Below are 14,724 nucleotides of genomic sequence, written 5' to 3' on the forward strand. Positions count from 1 at the left end.
ATGAAGACCCGTGCCGCCGTGGCCTTTGAGGCCAAGAAACCGCTTGAGATCGTCGAACTCGATCTCGAAGGCCCCAAGGCGGGCGAGGTGCTGGTGGAAATCATGGCCACCGGCGTGTGCCACACCGATGCCTACACGCTCGACGGTTTCGACAGCGAAGGCATCTTCCCCTCGGTGCTCGGCCATGAAGGCGCCGGCATCGTGCGCGAAGTGGGGCCGGGCGTTACCAGCGTGAAGCCGGGCGACCACGTGATCCCGCTTTACACCCCCGAATGCCGCCAGTGCAAATCGTGCCTTTCGGGCAAGACCAACCTGTGCACCGCGATCCGCGCCACCCAGGGCAAGGGCCTGATGCCCGATGGCACCACGCGTTTTTCCTACAAGGGCCAGCCGATCTATCACTACATGGGCTGCTCCACGTTCTCCAACTTCACCGCGCTGCCCGAAATCGCGGTGGCCAAGATCCGCGAAGACGCCCCGTTCCAGACGAGCTGCTACATCGGCTGCGGCGTGACCACGGGCGTGGGCGCGGTGGTCAACACCGCCAAGGTCCAGGTGGGTGACAATGTCGTGGTGTTCGGCCTGGGCGGCATCGGTCTCAACGTGATCCAGGGCGCGCGCCTTGCCGGTGCCGGCAAGATCATCGGCGTGGACATCAACCCCGATCGCGAGGAATGGGGCCGCCGCTTCGGCATGACCGACTTCCTCAATTCCAAGGGCCTGAGCCGCGAGGAAACCGTCGCCAAGGTGGTGGAAATGACCGACGGCGGCGCGGACTACACGTTCGACGCCACCGGCAACACCGAAGTCATGCGCACCGCGCTGGAAGCCTGCCACCGTGGCTGGGGCACCAGCATCATCATCGGCGTGGCCGAAGCGGGCAAGGAAATCGCCACCCGTCCGTTCCAACTCGTGACAGGGCGCAACTGGCGCGGCACGGCCTTCGGCGGCGCCAAGGGCCGCACCGACGTGCCCAAGATCGTCGACTGGTACATGCAGGGCAAGATCGAGATCGATCCGATGATCACCCACGTCATGGGCCTGGAAGAGATCAACACCGCGTTCGATCTGATGCACGCCGGCAAGTCGATCCGCAGCGTCATCGTGTTCTGATCATCCCATCGGATGGACGGGAAAAGGGGCCGGTCCGGCAAGGACACGGCCCCTTTTTCTTGGGCATCAGGCAGCCAGTGCCTCGGCGCGGATCTGCGCCTCCAGCAGACGCCGCACCTGTAGCGCGCCATTGTCCACCCGCGCGCTCACTTCGCGGGGCAGGGGCGCGTCGCCGCGCAGAACGGTCTCGATCGCGCTGATCGCGTCCACGTCCTCGGGCTGGATGCGCGTGCCCATGGCCAGGTTCATCGCGCCCAGCGCCGGGTTGTCGTGCCCGAAATCGCGCGCCGTCGCCACGAAGTAGTGCAGGCGGCCGGGCGCGGCAGGGGTGATCATGTGAATGAAGTTCTGCGTGCCCAGCGCTTTCCCGCTAGCATGGTCGCTGATCGTGCCGCCGGTGCGGATCAGGCACGGCCCCATGTATTGCGCGTCGAATTCCTGGTCCACCAGCGCGTCCTGATCGGGAAATTGCGCCTTGATCAAGGGATTGGGTGGAATGCCCACGGCCTTGCGCGCCACGGTCAGCCCACCGCTGCGCGCTTCCACCGTCACCGGTAGAGCCGCCACCTTTTCGCCCGAGGGAATGGTGGTCGCGTGGATGAAAGTCACATGGCTCAGGTCGAGCAGGTTTTCGATGAGCAGGGTATAGCGCGCTTCCACCGTGGCCACGGGGTGGATTTCCACTGTCCAGCCTGGCGCATCCAGCCCGATCGCCGCAAGGTCGGGCAGCAGGGCAGGATCGGCGGCGCTCTCCTCGCCGGTCCAGATCCACACCACGCCACCGCGCTCCACCACCGGATAGCGGCGCAGGGTGGCATGCTGCGGCACGCCGTTCTGGCTCGGTACGCGCTGGCATGCGCCATCCGGCCCGAAAGTGAAGCCGTGATAGCCGCACTGCACACTGTCGCCCACCAGACGCCCCTTTTCCAGGGGAAACGCCCGGTGCGGGCAAATGCCCGAGACGGCCACGGCCGTGCCGTCTTCCTTGCGGTAGAGCAGCACGCGCTCGCCCAGGATGTCGCGCGCCACCAGGTTGCGGCTGACTTCCGTAGCGGTGGCTGCCGCCCACCACTGGCGGCGCGGATAGGGTTGCTCGGTGGTCAATGGATAGCTGGCATGGGCCATGGCCCGATCTCCCGAAATTGTTCTGCGCCATGTTTGTCGCACGACAAAATCGAGTTTGTCAATTGACCAAGTCGGGTCCGCCGGGCATGACGCTTGGCATGACTGTCTCCACCACCAAATCGGCCAAGGCGCGCCGTCCGCAACGCTATGATGGTGCCGACAATCGCCGCGCCGTGCTCGATGCGGCGCTGACGGTGTTTGCCGATCTGGGTTTCGAAGCGGCCAGCACCCGCGCCATCGCTGCTGCCGCCGGGCTGGAGCAAGGCCATCTCGCCTACTACTTTCCGTCCAAGGCCGCCCTCTGGCAACAAGTGGTGGAGGCCTTTGCCCGCGAAGGGGAAGACCTGCTGCGCGCGGCGCTGGAAGGGGACGACCTGTCTCGGCCTGAACAGACCGCGGCTCGCGTCCTGCCCGGCCTGCTGCGCGTGTTCGCCCGCAATCCGCGGCTCACGCGGCTGATGCTTCAGGAATTTTCCGTGCATTCGCCGCGCCACCAATGGGTGGTGGATACGTTCGGCGCCCCGGTGTGGCGCTTGCTGGAACCGCTGTTCGCGGCCTTGCGCGCGCACGGCCGCCTTTCGGGCGCGCCGCCGGCGGTGGCCTATTTCAACCTCGTCGGCGCGGCGCTGATCACCTTTGGCAATCGCGACCTGATCCTGCGCCTGGCCGGATGCGATACCGGCGAGGAAGCCACGGTCGACGCGGCCATTGCCTACATATTGGGGCCGGTGCTGGCACCGGCCCCCTGATCCTGTTCAGAACTTGAGCGTACCACGTACGCCATAAGTGCGTGGCGGGCGCAACTGGTTGTAGATCACGCCGGGCTTGCCCGGGCTTTGCGTGGAATTGGCAAAGACCAGCGCGTTTTCCAGGTTGTTGACGAAGCCGGTGATGGCCAGCGAGCCCGGCGCATTTTCCCAGGTGAGGCGCGCGTTCGACATCATGTAGCTGCCCTGCCGCCCAAGATCGAGATAGTCGATCGACAGATAGCGGGAGCTTTCGATGCGCGTGTCGGCCGCCGCGATGATCCGGCCCGAGCCGCCCAGGTCGAACGTGTGGTCATAGCCGGCATTGACCACCCAGCGCGGGGCATTGACCAGCGGCTTGCCCGAGCAGTCCACGGTATAGATCCGCGCCGCCGCGCTGGCGCCGACCAGCGCAGTCGGTGTGATCGCGCAGCCCACCACCGGCGCCGGTCCCGTGGTGGAATAGGCCTGGTACTTGAGGCTGTCATAGCTCGTGTGCAGGTATTGCACGTTGAGCGAGAACAGGTCGTTGCGCGTGGGCTGCCACAGCACTTCGGCTTCCGCGCCATAGAGCTTGGCGGCCCCTGCGTTTTCGGTGGCATAGACCGGGCCATAGATCGCCCCGCCGGGCGTCTGGGCCACCTGCACCGGCGCCAGGTGCGAGATCTGCTGGTCGCGGTAATCCCAGTAGAAGCCTTCGACGTTGACCTGCAACGTATTGGCAAAGAAACGGTTCTTCGTGCCGATCGTATAGGCCGTCAGCCGTTCCGGGCGGGAATAGTTCTGCCCCAGCGCGGAAAACAGGATGCCCGATTTGAAGCCGGTGGACACCGTTGCATAGAGCAGCGAGTGCGGCCCGGCATCGAATTCCATGCCGGCCTTCCAGGTCAGCTTGCTGAAACCGACATCGGTGGTCGCGTTGGTTTGCAAGTCGAGGATGATCGGCGTGAAATTGGGATAGGCAGGCGGCACGAAGCCGACGAAGGGATAAGTGTGCGCCTCGGTGATCTGCGTCTTGGTATCGTGGGTATAGCGCAGCCCGCCGGTCAGGCGCCAACGCGGGGTCAGCGAATAAGTCGCTTCGCCGAACGCGGCATAGCTGTCGGTGTCGAGATCGGAATTGATCCGCGTGCCGTTGTTGCCCTGGTTGAAATATTGCCGCGCCTTGACGCTTTCGGTGAAGTAATAGCCGCCCAGCACCCACTTGAGCTGCGCATTCTGGTTGCCCAACCGCGCTTCGAGCGACATCTGGTCCGACTTTTCGGTCACGTCGATCAGGAAGCTGGACGAATAGTTGACGAAATCGAGATCGGTGCGCCGCCACGCCGGGATCACGGTCAGCTTGGCAAAGCCCAGATCGGCGTTCACCGTCACCAGCGCGCCGTAATACTTGTTGTTCTGATAGCCGTCATTGCGCGCGATGATCTGCGGCACCGGCGCGGTGGGCGAGCGTGACAGATATTCGGCCAGCACGCGCGGATCACTCGGCCCCAGCCGGTTCTTGCCATCGAGCAGAGGCATGATCGTGCCACCTGATCCCTTGCCGCCGACATCGCCATAGTCGACCATCAGGTTGGCATTGAAGCCGTCGCCGGTGTCAAAGCGCAACTGGCCGCGCACGGCGGTGGTGTCTTCATCGTCATAGCCGTCGCTGAAATAGCCATCGTGCTGCGCGTGCTGGCCGGAAATGCGCAGCGCCGCCTGCGGGCCGAGCGGCAGGTTGACTGCGCCCGAGGCCTTGATCGCGTTGTAGTTGCCATATTCGCCGGTGACGAAGCCCGATGCCTCGCCCAGCTTGGGCTTGGCCGTGATCAGGTTGACCGCGCCGCCCGTGGCGTTGCGGCCATAGAGCGTGCCTTGCGGCCCCTTGAGCACTTCCATCCGCTCCAGGTCATAGAACAGCGCGGCGGGGGCGGCGGGGCGCGAGAGATAGACGCCGTCGAGGTTGAAGGCCACGCCCTGTTCGGCGAAGGCATTGGCACCGAAGGTGCCGATGCCGCGCAAGTAGATCTGGGTGAACGAGGCGGCCGGCGCCACTTGCAGCGCCGGAACCAGGCGCGTGAGATCGTCGGCACGAGTCACGCTCTGCTTGGTCAGCACGTCGCCAGCCACGGCGCTCACCGGAATGGCGGCGCGTTGCAGGTTTTCGGTGCGGCGCTGCGCGGTCACGACGATTTCGGCGAGGCCGGCGGGCGCTGGTTGCTGGGCCTGGTCAGGTGCGGCCGGTTGCTGTGCCGCCTGTGCCTGCGCGGCATGGGCGGACACCGGCAGTGCCAGTACGGCGGCAAGCGCCAGCAACGACGCGACGGGGCGAATTTCGGAACGCAAGATGCCTCTCCCTGCATGTTGTTTATTGGGGGCAGTGTCGCGATCCGCTTGCCATAATGGAAATGATTTGTTTTTATTGGTTCCAATCTGTAAAAATTATGGTGAGCCATGCGCTTCAAGGGTCTCGATCTCAATCTCCTGATCTGCCTCGATGCGCTGCTCGATCTGCGCAACGTAACGCGCGCGGCCGAGCATCTCAGCCTCAGCCAGCCGGCCATCAGCGCAGCGCTCGCGCGGCTGCGCACCTTCTTTGCCGATCCGCTATTGGTGCAGAACGGCAAGCGCATGATGCCCACGCCCTTTGCCCTGCGCCTGCAACCGGCGATCCGCGCCATTCTCGAGGATGTCGATGGGCTCGTTGGCAGTTCCCCGCATTTCGATCCCGCCAGCAGCACGCGCGATTTTCGCATCTGCCTGTCCGATTACCTTGCCAGCGTGCTGCTCGCGCCGTTGCTGCGCCATCTTGCGCAAGTTGCGCCGGGGGTGCGGATCGACATGGTACCCTTGAGCGACGATGCGACCCAACGGCTGGACCGTGGCGAGATCGACCTGCTGTTGACCCCCGATAGTTATGTCAGTGACGAGCACCCGTCAGAACTGCTGTTCGAGGAGGAGCACGTGGTGGTTGGCTGGCGCGGCAATCCGGTGATGGGCGGGCCGATCGATGTTGCCGCATTCGTGGCCGCCGGCCATGTCGCGGTGGAGATCGGCCGGTTCAACCGGGTGTCCTTTGCCGAAAGCTACATGCGCGCGCAAGGGATCGAGCGGCGGGTGGAAGTGCGCGTGGCGGCCTTCACGATCATTCCCGAACTGCTCGAAGGAACCATGCGCCTGGCTGTGATGCACGGGCGCTTGGCGGCCAAGGCTGCGCGCCACTGGCCTGTGTCTGTGGCGCCGCTGCCCTTTGCCATTCCACCGATGCGCGAAATGGTGCAGTTCCACCGCGCCCGTGCGGAAGACGCCGGGCTGCGCTGGCTGATCGATTCTTTCCACGCCGTCGCGCGTGGCGAAGGGGATGGACCGGTTCCTGCGTTGGTTTAGAACGACCGTGTCAGCAGCGCGCTGGCGCTACAAAAGCACTTGGGAGGAAATCGATCCGATGACGAATGCAGACCTGCATATCCGCCGCGAAACGGCCGTAAGCATGGCGATCAACACCGTGCTGAGCGGTGTCTTTTTCCTGGTGGCATTCGGGTTCGTCAATCCCGTGCCGGTCTGGGGCGTCGGGCACTTCGTCTTCGATTTCTGGGTGCAAGCCTTTGCGGTGGCATTCATGGGCACGCTGGTTCCTTGCGCGCTCTCGCGCCGGGCGCTGCGCTCCGGGCGCGTCGCTTCGCGTCCGTCGTCCATCCGCCTTCCGGCCAACCTCTTCCTGCGCTCCGTGGTGCTGGCCTTGCCGGCTGCGGTCCTGTCGCTGGCGATCGGCGCCGTGCTGTTCCGGGCGCTGGGCGTGGCACACATCGACTGGAACATCGCGCTGGCGATCAAGCTTGCCTTTGGCGCTGGCCTGGCGCTGGTGATCACCAGCCTTGCCCTGCGCGCCACCCTGGCCGAGGCGCAGGGCTAGGGCCCGTTCAGACCATCGCCATCAGGCTGGCGTTGCCGCCGGCCGCCGTGGTGTTGATCGACAGGCTCACTTCCTCCAGCAGCAGGTCGAGCGGATAGGCGCCGTGCTCGTCGGCCGCATGCAGCGCCACGATCATACCGTCGCGCGCTGCCAAGGCCTGGGCAACCGCCTGCGCCGGTTCGCCAGCCTGTTCCACCAACGCGGCGGCCAGGTCGGCCTCGCTCTTGGAAGCAAACGTGATCCGCTCCGCCACTGCGGCAGGAAACCCTGCGGGTAGGGCGCCCAGCGGTGCGCCAGCCGCGATCACCGCGCGATTGCCGGTGGCGAGCACCGCACCGACCTGCCGCCACAGCCCGTCCAGAGTGGTGGCATGAAGCCCGATTGCCCCACGCGGCGCCAGGCGGTAGCGGTTGCTTTCGCCCACCGGTCCCGGCAGTTCCACATCCAGCCCCAGCCGGCTGCGCGCGGCATCGGCGCGGATGGCTGCGGCCAGCGCGGCCTTGCCTTCGCTTTCCAGCCAATCGGCCAGGATCGCTGCGGCCGGATCGGGCAGAGTCGCGGCCCCGGCGAGCGCGGGCGGCGTCGCCATCGCGCCGCGTACCAGGCGCGCCAGGTAGAGTGGTCCGCCGGCCTTGGGACCAGTGCCCGATAGGCCCCGCCCACCGAACGGCTGCACGCCGACCACCGCGCCGATGGTGTTGCGGTTGACATAGAGGTTGCCCGCTTCCACCGCGCGCGTCACGCGGGCCACGGTATCATCGAGCCGGGTATGCAGGCCGAACGTCAGGCCATAGCCGGTGGCGTTGATCGCGCCGATCAGGCGGTCAAGATCGCGCGCGGCAAAGCGCACCACGTGCAGCACCGGGCCGAACACTTCGCGGCCCAGTGCCTCGATGCCGGGAATTTCGATCAGCGTCGGTGCCACGAACGTGCCATGATCGCAGGCGGCGGGCAGGGGCAGGCGGTGGACGATCGCCCCGCGCTGCGCCATCGCCGCGACATGCGCCTCAATCCCGTCGCGCGCCTGCGCGGTGATCACCGGGCCAACATCGGTCGCCAGTTCATCCGGATTGCCCAGCGCCAGTTCGGCCATGGCCCCGCGCAGCATCGCCAGAGTGCGGTCGGCGACGTCGTCTTGCAGGCACAGCACGCGCAGCGCCGAACAGCGCTGCCCTGCGCTGTCGAATGCCGAGGCGATGACGTCGGCTACCACCTGCTCGGCCAGCGCCGAGGAATCCACGATCATCGCGTTCTGCCCGCCGGTTTCGGCGATCAGCGGGATTGGTCGCCCCTGCGCATCGGCGCGCGAGGCCAGGGTGCGCTGGATGATCCGTGCCACTTCGGTCGATCCGGTGAACATCACCGCCGCCACGCCCGGTGCCTCCACCAGCGCCGCACCGATCGCGCCGTCGCCGGGCACCAGATGCAGCGCCTCGGCAGGAATGCCGGCGGCGTGGAACAGGCGCACCATCTGTGCCGCGATCAGCGGGGTTTCCTCGGCCGGCTTGGCCAGCACCGGATTGCCCGCCACCAGCGCGGCGGCGACTTGCCCGGCAAAGATCGCCAGCGGAAAATTCCAGGGCGAGATGCACACCACCGGGCCAAGCGGGCGGGTATGGGCCAGCCCGCTGCGCGCCTGGGCTGCATAATAGCGCAGGAAATCCACCGCTTCGCGCACTTCGCCCACGGCATTTGCGGCGGTCTTGCCCGCCTCGCGCATGATCAGGCCGAGCAGGGCCGGGGCTTCTTCTTCCAGCAGGCCCGCCGCGCGTTCCAGCATCACCGCGCGCGCCGCCACGGGCGTTGCCGCCCAGACCGGCGCGGCGGCTTGCGCAGCGGCCACGGCGGCACGCGCCTCGTCCGCCGTCATCGGCCAGACATGGCCCACCACATCGCGGTGATCGGCCGGATTGCGCACCGCTTCGCCGGCGTCTGCGTCACCGGGCGTGCCCGCTTGCCAGTCCGTTGCCGCGCTTGCGGCAAGGCGCGGCGCCAGGTTGGCTAGCACGGCCTCGTCGGCCAGGTCGATCCCGGCTGAATTGCGCCGCTCGGCAAAGAGCCGGGCGGGCAGGGCGACCGCCGCATGCGGCGCGCCGGGATCGCTGGCGGCCGCCACAGTGGCAGCCGGATCGGCGACCAGTTCGGCCACCGACACCGCCGGATCGTTGATGCGGTTGACGAACGAGGAATTGGCACCGTTTTCCAGCAGGCGTCGCACCAGATAGGCCAGCAGCGTCTCGTGCGTGCCCACCGGCGCATAGACGCGGCACGGGCGGTTGAGCTTGTCCGCGCCCACGACCTGGTCATAGAGCCCTTCGCCCATGCCATGCAGGCACTGGAACTCGTAGTCGCCGATGCTGAAATCCGGCCCGGCGAGATGGAGCACGCTGGCCACCGATTGCGCGTTGTGCGTGGCAAACTGCGGGAACACCACGTCGCGCGCGGCGAGCAGCTTGCGCGCGCAGGCGACATAGGCCAGGTCGGTGTGAACCTTCTGGGTATAGACCGGAAAGTCGCTCAGCCCATCGACTTGCGCACGCTTGATTTCCGCGTCCCAATAGGCGCCCTTGACCAGCCGCACCATGATCCGCCGCTTGGCCCGCTGCGCCAGATCGACGATCCAGTCGATCACGAAGGGGCAGCGCTTCTGATAGGCCTGGACCACGAAACCCAGCCCGTTCCAGCCCGCCAAGTCGGCGTCCAGCGCCAGGCTTTCCAGCAGGTCGAGCGACAGTTCCAGCCGATCGGCTTCCTCGGCATCGATGTTGAGGCCGATGTCGTAAGCCTTGGCCATCAGGCACAGCGCCTTCACGCGGGGCAGCAGCTCGGCCTTGACCCGCTCCACCTTGGCGCGGGCATAGCGCGGGTGCAGGGCGGACAGCTTGATCGAAATGCCCGGCCCGCCATAGATGCCACGCCCGGCGCTGGCCTGGCCGATGGCATCGATCGCCTGTTCGTAGGAGGCGTTGTAGCGGTCCGCATCGGCCGCGGTCATCGCGGCTTCGCCCAGCATGTCATAGGAAAAGGCAAAGCCCTTGGCTTCGCGCGGGGCAGCGCGGCGCAGCGCTTCGGCGATGGTCTCGCCGGTCACGAACTGTTCGCCCATCATCCGCATGGCGGCATCCACCGCGCGGCGGATGACCGGCTCGCCCATCCGCGCGATCAGGCGCGTCAGGCTGGCGCCAAGGCCATTCTCGTCTTCGGCCTGGACCAGCCGCCCGGTCACCAGCAGGCCCCACGAGGCGGCATTGACGAACAGCGGGCGATCCTTGCCGACATGGCCGCGCCAGTCGCCCGGTGCGATCTTGTCACGGATCAGCGCATCGCGCGTGGCCACGTCGGGGATACGCAGCAGCGCCTCGGCCAGGCACATCAGCGCCACGCCTTCCGGGCTGCTCAGCGCATATTCCTGCACCAGCGATTGCACCGCGCCCGGCCGGGCATCGGCCCGCAGTTGCGTGATCAGCGCGCCGGCCGTCGCTGCGATCGGCGCCTTGAGCGCTTCGGGCACGCTGGCTTGCGGCAGCAGCGCGGCAACGCAGGCCCGCTCGGCGCGGCGCGTGGCCGCGGTGATCGCGGCGCGCAACGGGCTTTGCCCGGCAAGCGGGGTGAAGAAGCGGGCGAAAGGCTGGCTGGCGGGCGCGGTCTGATCCATAGCGCCATGGTATCATGCCGCGTTCAGGCCATCGGTCCTATTTCGCCTCTGGAGCAGGCTAAACGATCTGAAAGCAGCGCCCCAAACAGGCCGCATTGCTGCGATCAGGCAGTCGCAGCGGTCACCACGATTTCCACGCGCCAGGCCGGATCGGCCAGGCGGGCCTGCCCGGTGGCGCGGGCCGGCGGCGGCACATCGGCGACAAAGCCATCCCAGGCGCGGTTCATCTCGTCGAAATCGCCCATATCAGCCAGCCAGATCATCGCCGAAAGCATGTGGGCCTTGCTGCTGCCCGCCAGGCCCAACAGTCGCTCGATCTCGGCCAGCGCGGTCTGCGTCTGCTCGAACACGCTCTGACCAGCCTCGCCCACTTGCCCGGCCAGATAGACCGTGCCGTTGTGGACCACGGCCTCGCTCATGCGCGGGCCTTGTTCGATGCGGGTGATGGCAGACATGCGGAAGCCTCTGGCAGGAAGGGAGAATGTCACGCGCCGGGGAGCCTGTAAGCCGGGTTCTGTCGTATCGACGGTATCCCACGGGTGGACCGTATCGACACGGGCAGCCATTCCTCTCGGCGACCTGTTGCCAGGCCGCTCCAGCAACCAACCCGGGCAACTGGCGCGAAACACGCCTGCATCCTTGCAGATGCACGTTGCCCCTATTCGGTCTTGCTCCGGGTGGGGTTTGCCATGCCGCTTCCGTTGCCGGTCGCGCGGTGCGCTCTTACCGCACCCTTTCACCCTTGCCCGAGGCCCGAAGGCCCCGTCGGCGGTTTGCTCTCTGTGGCACTTTCCCTTGCCCGGCTTGCACCGGGCCGGCGGGCGTTACCCGCCACCCTTGTTTCGTGGAGCCCGGACTTTCCTCGGCATCAGGCGAAGTGATGACGCGGCTGCCCGGCTCCCCGGCGCGAGCGGGTCACCTAGCATGGCCCAGGTCGCGCGCCAACAGCAGTTCGAACAGCAAGGCACCGATTTGTCCGTCCACCTGCCCATCGATCTTGTGCGGGCGCCAGCGCCGCTGGAATGCCGCCACAGCTGCTTCCTTGTCGCTCACGTCATAGCCAAAGCGTTCCAACGCCAGGAAAAACGCGCCCTCGTTGTCATAGAGCAGGCGCATCCTGGGGCGCGGGCGGGGCAGGGTGAGGTTGTAGCGGGCGAGCATGTCCCAATCGAACAGTTCGCCCGGGTCCAGCTTGCGCGCCGGCGCCACATCGGAATGGCCGACCACGTTGGCACGCGGGATGTCATGCCGGCGCACGATATCGCCCAGCAGCGGCACCAGCGCTTCCATCTGCGCATCGGGAAACGGGCGATAGCCGAATTCGTGGCCGGGATTGACCAGCTCGATGCCCACGCTCGCGGAATTGACGTCGGTGATCCCGCGCCAGAAGCTGCGCCCGGCATGCCAGGCGCGCTTGCTTTCATCGACCAGGCGCACGACGGTGCCGTCCTCGTCGATCAGATAGTGCGCGGAAACTTCCGCTGCCGGGTCTTTCAGCCGCTCCAGCGCCTGCGCCGCGCTCTGCATCCCGGTGTAATGCAGCACCACCATCGATACCGGCAGCCGCCGCTCGTTGAAATTGGGCGACGGTTCCTCGCGGTGGACCAGCCAGCGGTTCATGCGGCCCTGGGGCGCTCAGCGGACCGGCAGCACGGCGCCCAGCACCAGGGCATCGGCCGCGACATGGGTCTGGAACCCGCCACCCAGGCCCTGTGCCAGTTGATGGAGCATGGCGGCGGGCGCGGTGCGGCTCGAAAGTTCGGCGGCGGGCAGGGTGCCGGCCAGGGCCTGGCCCACCAGCGGATCGAACGCGATGCGCGGGCCACTGGCGCGGATCACCAGTTCGGTCGCGCCGTTTCTCACTTCACCGGCAATATCCAGCGTGCCGCCGCGCACCAGCGCCTCGATCCCGATCAGCGCGAGGTTGAGCAGAGTCTTGACCGCCGCCTTGGGCAGCATGTCGTCGGCCAGCGCCCAGGCCACGCTGATGCGCGGATTGGCCGCCACCAGAGCATCGACCAGTGCGCGCGGCTCGGCCACCGGCACCATGTCGCCAAAACCGCCCGCCGCGCCGAACGCCAGGCGGAAAAAGCGCAGCTTGTTGGCCGAACTGGTGGCGCTCTGTTCCAGCAATTCCATGCACTTCTGGCGCATTTCGGGGTCGCGTTCCTCGGCCAGCAGCTCCAACCCGTTGGTCAGCGCGCCCACTGGGCTCAACAAGTCGTGGCAAAGGCGCGAACAGAGCAGGCTGGCGAGATCGAGGGTGGCGATGGTCATGGGACGTGGACAAGCCTTTACCAAATCATGCGTGGCAGACGATGCATGGCGCACCCTCTCCCCGGGCATTCGCCTTAACCGTCTGTGACGCGATAGGAAAGCGCCTGAAACACGGATGGCGTATCGCGCCAGATCGTAACTTTGCCCTGCGCCACGATCGCCCAAGTCCGCCGGTCGCCGGCAGCTTGCGCAGAATCGGTGGCAGAAGGCCTGGTCAAGCCATTGGGATGGCTATGAAAATAGCCCAGGACTTGCGGTGCGCCGGCCCGCGCTGCGCGATGCGCGGCGATCAGTGCGACCGGATCGATCTCGAAATGGTGCAGCGGATCTGGTGCCACATTGGTGCATTCCTGCGCCAGGGCGATGTGGTTTGCCTCGCCCAGCAGCAATCCGCAGGCTTCGCGCGGATGGGCGCGATGGGCGGCGGCCAGCATGGTGGCTTGGGCGTTGGCGGTAATGGTGATGCCTGGCGCTGCGCCAGCGCCCTCCGACAAGCTCAGGGCGAACGGGGGGTGGAGTGGTAAAGCAGGAGATGGGTCTTCAGATTGATCCTCTCCCGCCGTTCCGTTCGGGCTGAGCTTGTCGAAGCCCCCCCGCGCAACCTCGCGTCCCTGCCGATTGCGCGCCAAGACCTGCAACCGCTCCCAATCCCCATCCACCAGTGCCTGCTTCTTGGCCCGAGACCAGCCCTTGATTCGCAGTTCGGCGGAAAGCGCTTCCTCGCGCGTGGCAAAATCCTGCTGCCACACCAGGCGGAGCGGGCGCCGCTGCGCAGTGTAACCGCCCAAGCCGCTCTCATGCTGCGCCATCCGCGTGTCCAAGTCATCGGTATGCCCCGCATAAAACGAGCCATCGGCACAAAGCAGAAGATAGGCGTGGAAGGCCATGGCCGAAGCCTTACATCCCCTTGTCGCGGCCCACAATCGTTCCCATATCCGCAATCCAATGGGGGATACCGAAGAACTTCTGACCGGCACGATCGCCGCGCCCGGCCGTCTCGACAAGGCGCTGGCCGAGGCGAGCGGCTTGTCGCGCGAGCGGGTCAAGGCCCTGCTCGACGAGGGGCGGATCACGCTCGAAGGCCAGGCAGTGCGCCAGGCTTCGCTCAAGGTGGCACCCGGCGCCATGTTTGCCGTGCGCGTGCCTGCCGCCGCCCCGGCCGAGGCGGTGGCGCAGGACATTCCGCTGTCGGTAACTTACGAGGACGAGGCCCTGATCGTGGTGGACAAGCCCGCCGGGCTGGTCGTCCATCCCGCAGCGGGCAATCTCGACGGTACGCTGGTCAATGCCCTGCTGCACCATTGCCGGGGGCAGCTTTCGGGCATCGGCGGCGTGGCCCGGCCGGGCATCGTCCACCGCATCGACAAGGACACCTCGGGCCTGCTCGTGGTGGCCAAAAGTGATGCCGCGCACGAAGGGCTGGCGCGCCAGTTTGCCGATCACTCGATCATCCGCGCCTACAAGGCGGTCACCGCCGGCCAGCCCATGCCGGCGGCCGGCACGATCACCGGCGCGATCGCCCGCTCGGTCCACGATCGCAAGAAGATGGCGCTGGTGCAGGACGGGCGCGGCAAGCATGCCGTGACGCACTATCGCACGCTGGCCAGGCTCGACGGCGCGGCGCTGGTGGAATGCCGGCTCGAAACCGGGAGAACCCACCAGGTCCGCGTTCACCTTGCATCAATCGGCCATTCGCTATTGGGTGACCCTGTCTATGGACGTGCGCCCGCAAAGATCCGCCCCCTCCTGGCCCGCATCGGCTTTGCCCGACAGGCGCTTCATGCGGCCGAACTGGGGTTCATTCACCCGATCAGCGGCGAAACGCTCCATTTCACCAGCCCGACGCCCGTCGATATGCAGGAACTGATTGTCGAATTGGGCGGTTCTTGAGGCATGTCATGGTCTAAATCGAT

General features: G+C 66.5%; 12 protein-coding genes and 1 other RNA gene. 5 read left to right on the forward strand and 8 right to left on the reverse strand.

All coding sequences use genetic code 11. The features are described 5' to 3' along the window. Nucleotides 1–1,113, forward strand: a complete 1,113-nt coding sequence (locus IE191_RS00540; protein WP_191322399.1) for an S-(hydroxymethyl)glutathione dehydrogenase/class III alcohol dehydrogenase — start codon at nt 1–3, stop codon at nt 1,111–1,113. 66 nt (nt 1,114–1,179) lie between these two features. On the opposite strand, the gene IE191_RS00545 is transcribed toward IE191_RS00540, so the two are convergent. After that, the gene (locus IE191_RS00545; protein WP_191322400.1) at nt 1,180–2,238 is read right to left on the reverse strand and encodes a Rieske 2Fe-2S domain-containing protein; all 1,059 of its coding nucleotides are present in this window, start codon (nt 2,236–2,238) and stop codon (nt 1,180–1,182) included. A 98-nt stretch (nt 2,239–2,336) separates the two neighbouring features. Between IE191_RS00545 and IE191_RS00550 the strand changes: the two genes are divergently transcribed. After that, nucleotides 2,337–2,987: a TetR/AcrR family transcriptional regulator gene (locus tag IE191_RS00550; RefSeq protein ID WP_191322401.1), complete on the forward strand. Its 651-nt coding sequence runs from the start codon at nt 2,337–2,339 to the stop codon at nt 2,985–2,987. 6 nt (nt 2,988–2,993) lie between these two features. Here the strand turns inward: IE191_RS00550 and IE191_RS00555 are convergent, their stop codons facing one another. After that, nucleotides 2,994–5,312, reverse strand: coding sequence for a TonB-dependent receptor (locus IE191_RS00555; protein ID WP_229814997.1), 2,319 nt, complete (start codon nt 5,310–5,312; stop codon nt 2,994–2,996). 108 nt (nt 5,313–5,420) lie between these two features. On the opposite strand from IE191_RS00555, the gene IE191_RS00560 reads away from it, so the two are divergent. Beyond that, the gene (locus tag IE191_RS00560) at nt 5,421–6,353 is read left to right on the forward strand and encodes a LysR substrate-binding domain-containing protein (protein WP_191322402.1); all 933 of its coding nucleotides are present in this window, start codon (nt 5,421–5,423) and stop codon (nt 6,351–6,353) included. A 58-nt stretch (nt 6,354–6,411) separates the two neighbouring features. Continuing rightward, nucleotides 6,412–6,879 (forward strand): hypothetical protein, encoded by a 468-nt coding sequence (locus IE191_RS00565; RefSeq protein WP_191322403.1) that lies wholly within the window; start codon nt 6,412–6,414, stop codon nt 6,877–6,879. A 7-nt stretch (nt 6,880–6,886) separates the two neighbouring features. On the opposite strand, the gene putA is transcribed toward IE191_RS00565, so the two are convergent. From putA to IE191_RS21295, 6 genes are all read right to left on the reverse strand, one after another. Then, nucleotides 6,887–10,534 carry a trifunctional transcriptional regulator/proline dehydrogenase/L-glutamate gamma-semialdehyde dehydrogenase gene (gene putA, locus IE191_RS00570; protein ID WP_191322404.1) on the reverse strand — a complete coding sequence of 1,216 codons (3,648 nt, stop codon included), beginning with the start codon at nt 10,532–10,534 and terminating at the stop codon, nt 6,887–6,889. A gap of 104 nt (nt 10,535–10,638) precedes the next feature. Next, nucleotides 10,639–10,989, reverse strand: coding sequence for a RidA family protein (locus IE191_RS00575; protein ID WP_191322405.1), 351 nt, complete (start codon nt 10,987–10,989; stop codon nt 10,639–10,641). A 32-nt stretch (nt 10,990–11,021) separates the two neighbouring features. Further along, an RNA gene (gene rnpB, locus IE191_RS00580) (RNase P RNA component class A) lies at nt 11,022–11,439 on the reverse strand. 10 nt (nt 11,440–11,449) lie between these two features. Next, entirely contained in the window at nt 11,450–12,154 is a 705-nt protein-coding gene (locus IE191_RS00585; RefSeq protein WP_191322406.1) for an N-acetylmuramoyl-L-alanine amidase, read from the reverse strand. 15 nt (nt 12,155–12,169) lie between these two features. Continuing rightward, nucleotides 12,170–12,811, reverse strand: a complete 642-nt coding sequence (locus tag IE191_RS00590; protein ID WP_191322407.1) for a histidine phosphotransferase family protein — start codon at nt 12,809–12,811, stop codon at nt 12,170–12,172. Nucleotides 12,812–12,885: 74 nt separating this feature from the next. Further along, nucleotides 12,886–13,698, reverse strand: a complete 813-nt coding sequence (locus IE191_RS21295) for a Mov34/MPN/PAD-1 family protein (protein WP_308432861.1) — start codon at nt 13,696–13,698, stop codon at nt 12,886–12,888. A 58-nt stretch (nt 13,699–13,756) separates the two neighbouring features. Between IE191_RS21295 and IE191_RS00605 the strand changes: the two genes are divergently transcribed. Further along, the gene (locus tag IE191_RS00605) at nt 13,757–14,701 is read left to right on the forward strand and encodes an RluA family pseudouridine synthase (protein WP_191322408.1); all 945 of its coding nucleotides are present in this window, start codon (nt 13,757–13,759) and stop codon (nt 14,699–14,701) included. Nucleotides 14,702–14,724 lie beyond the last annotated feature (23 nt).

This window comes from Novosphingobium pokkalii, assembly GCF_014652855.1.
Lineage (GTDB): Bacteria > Pseudomonadota > Alphaproteobacteria > Sphingomonadales > Sphingomonadaceae > Novosphingobium > Novosphingobium pokkalii.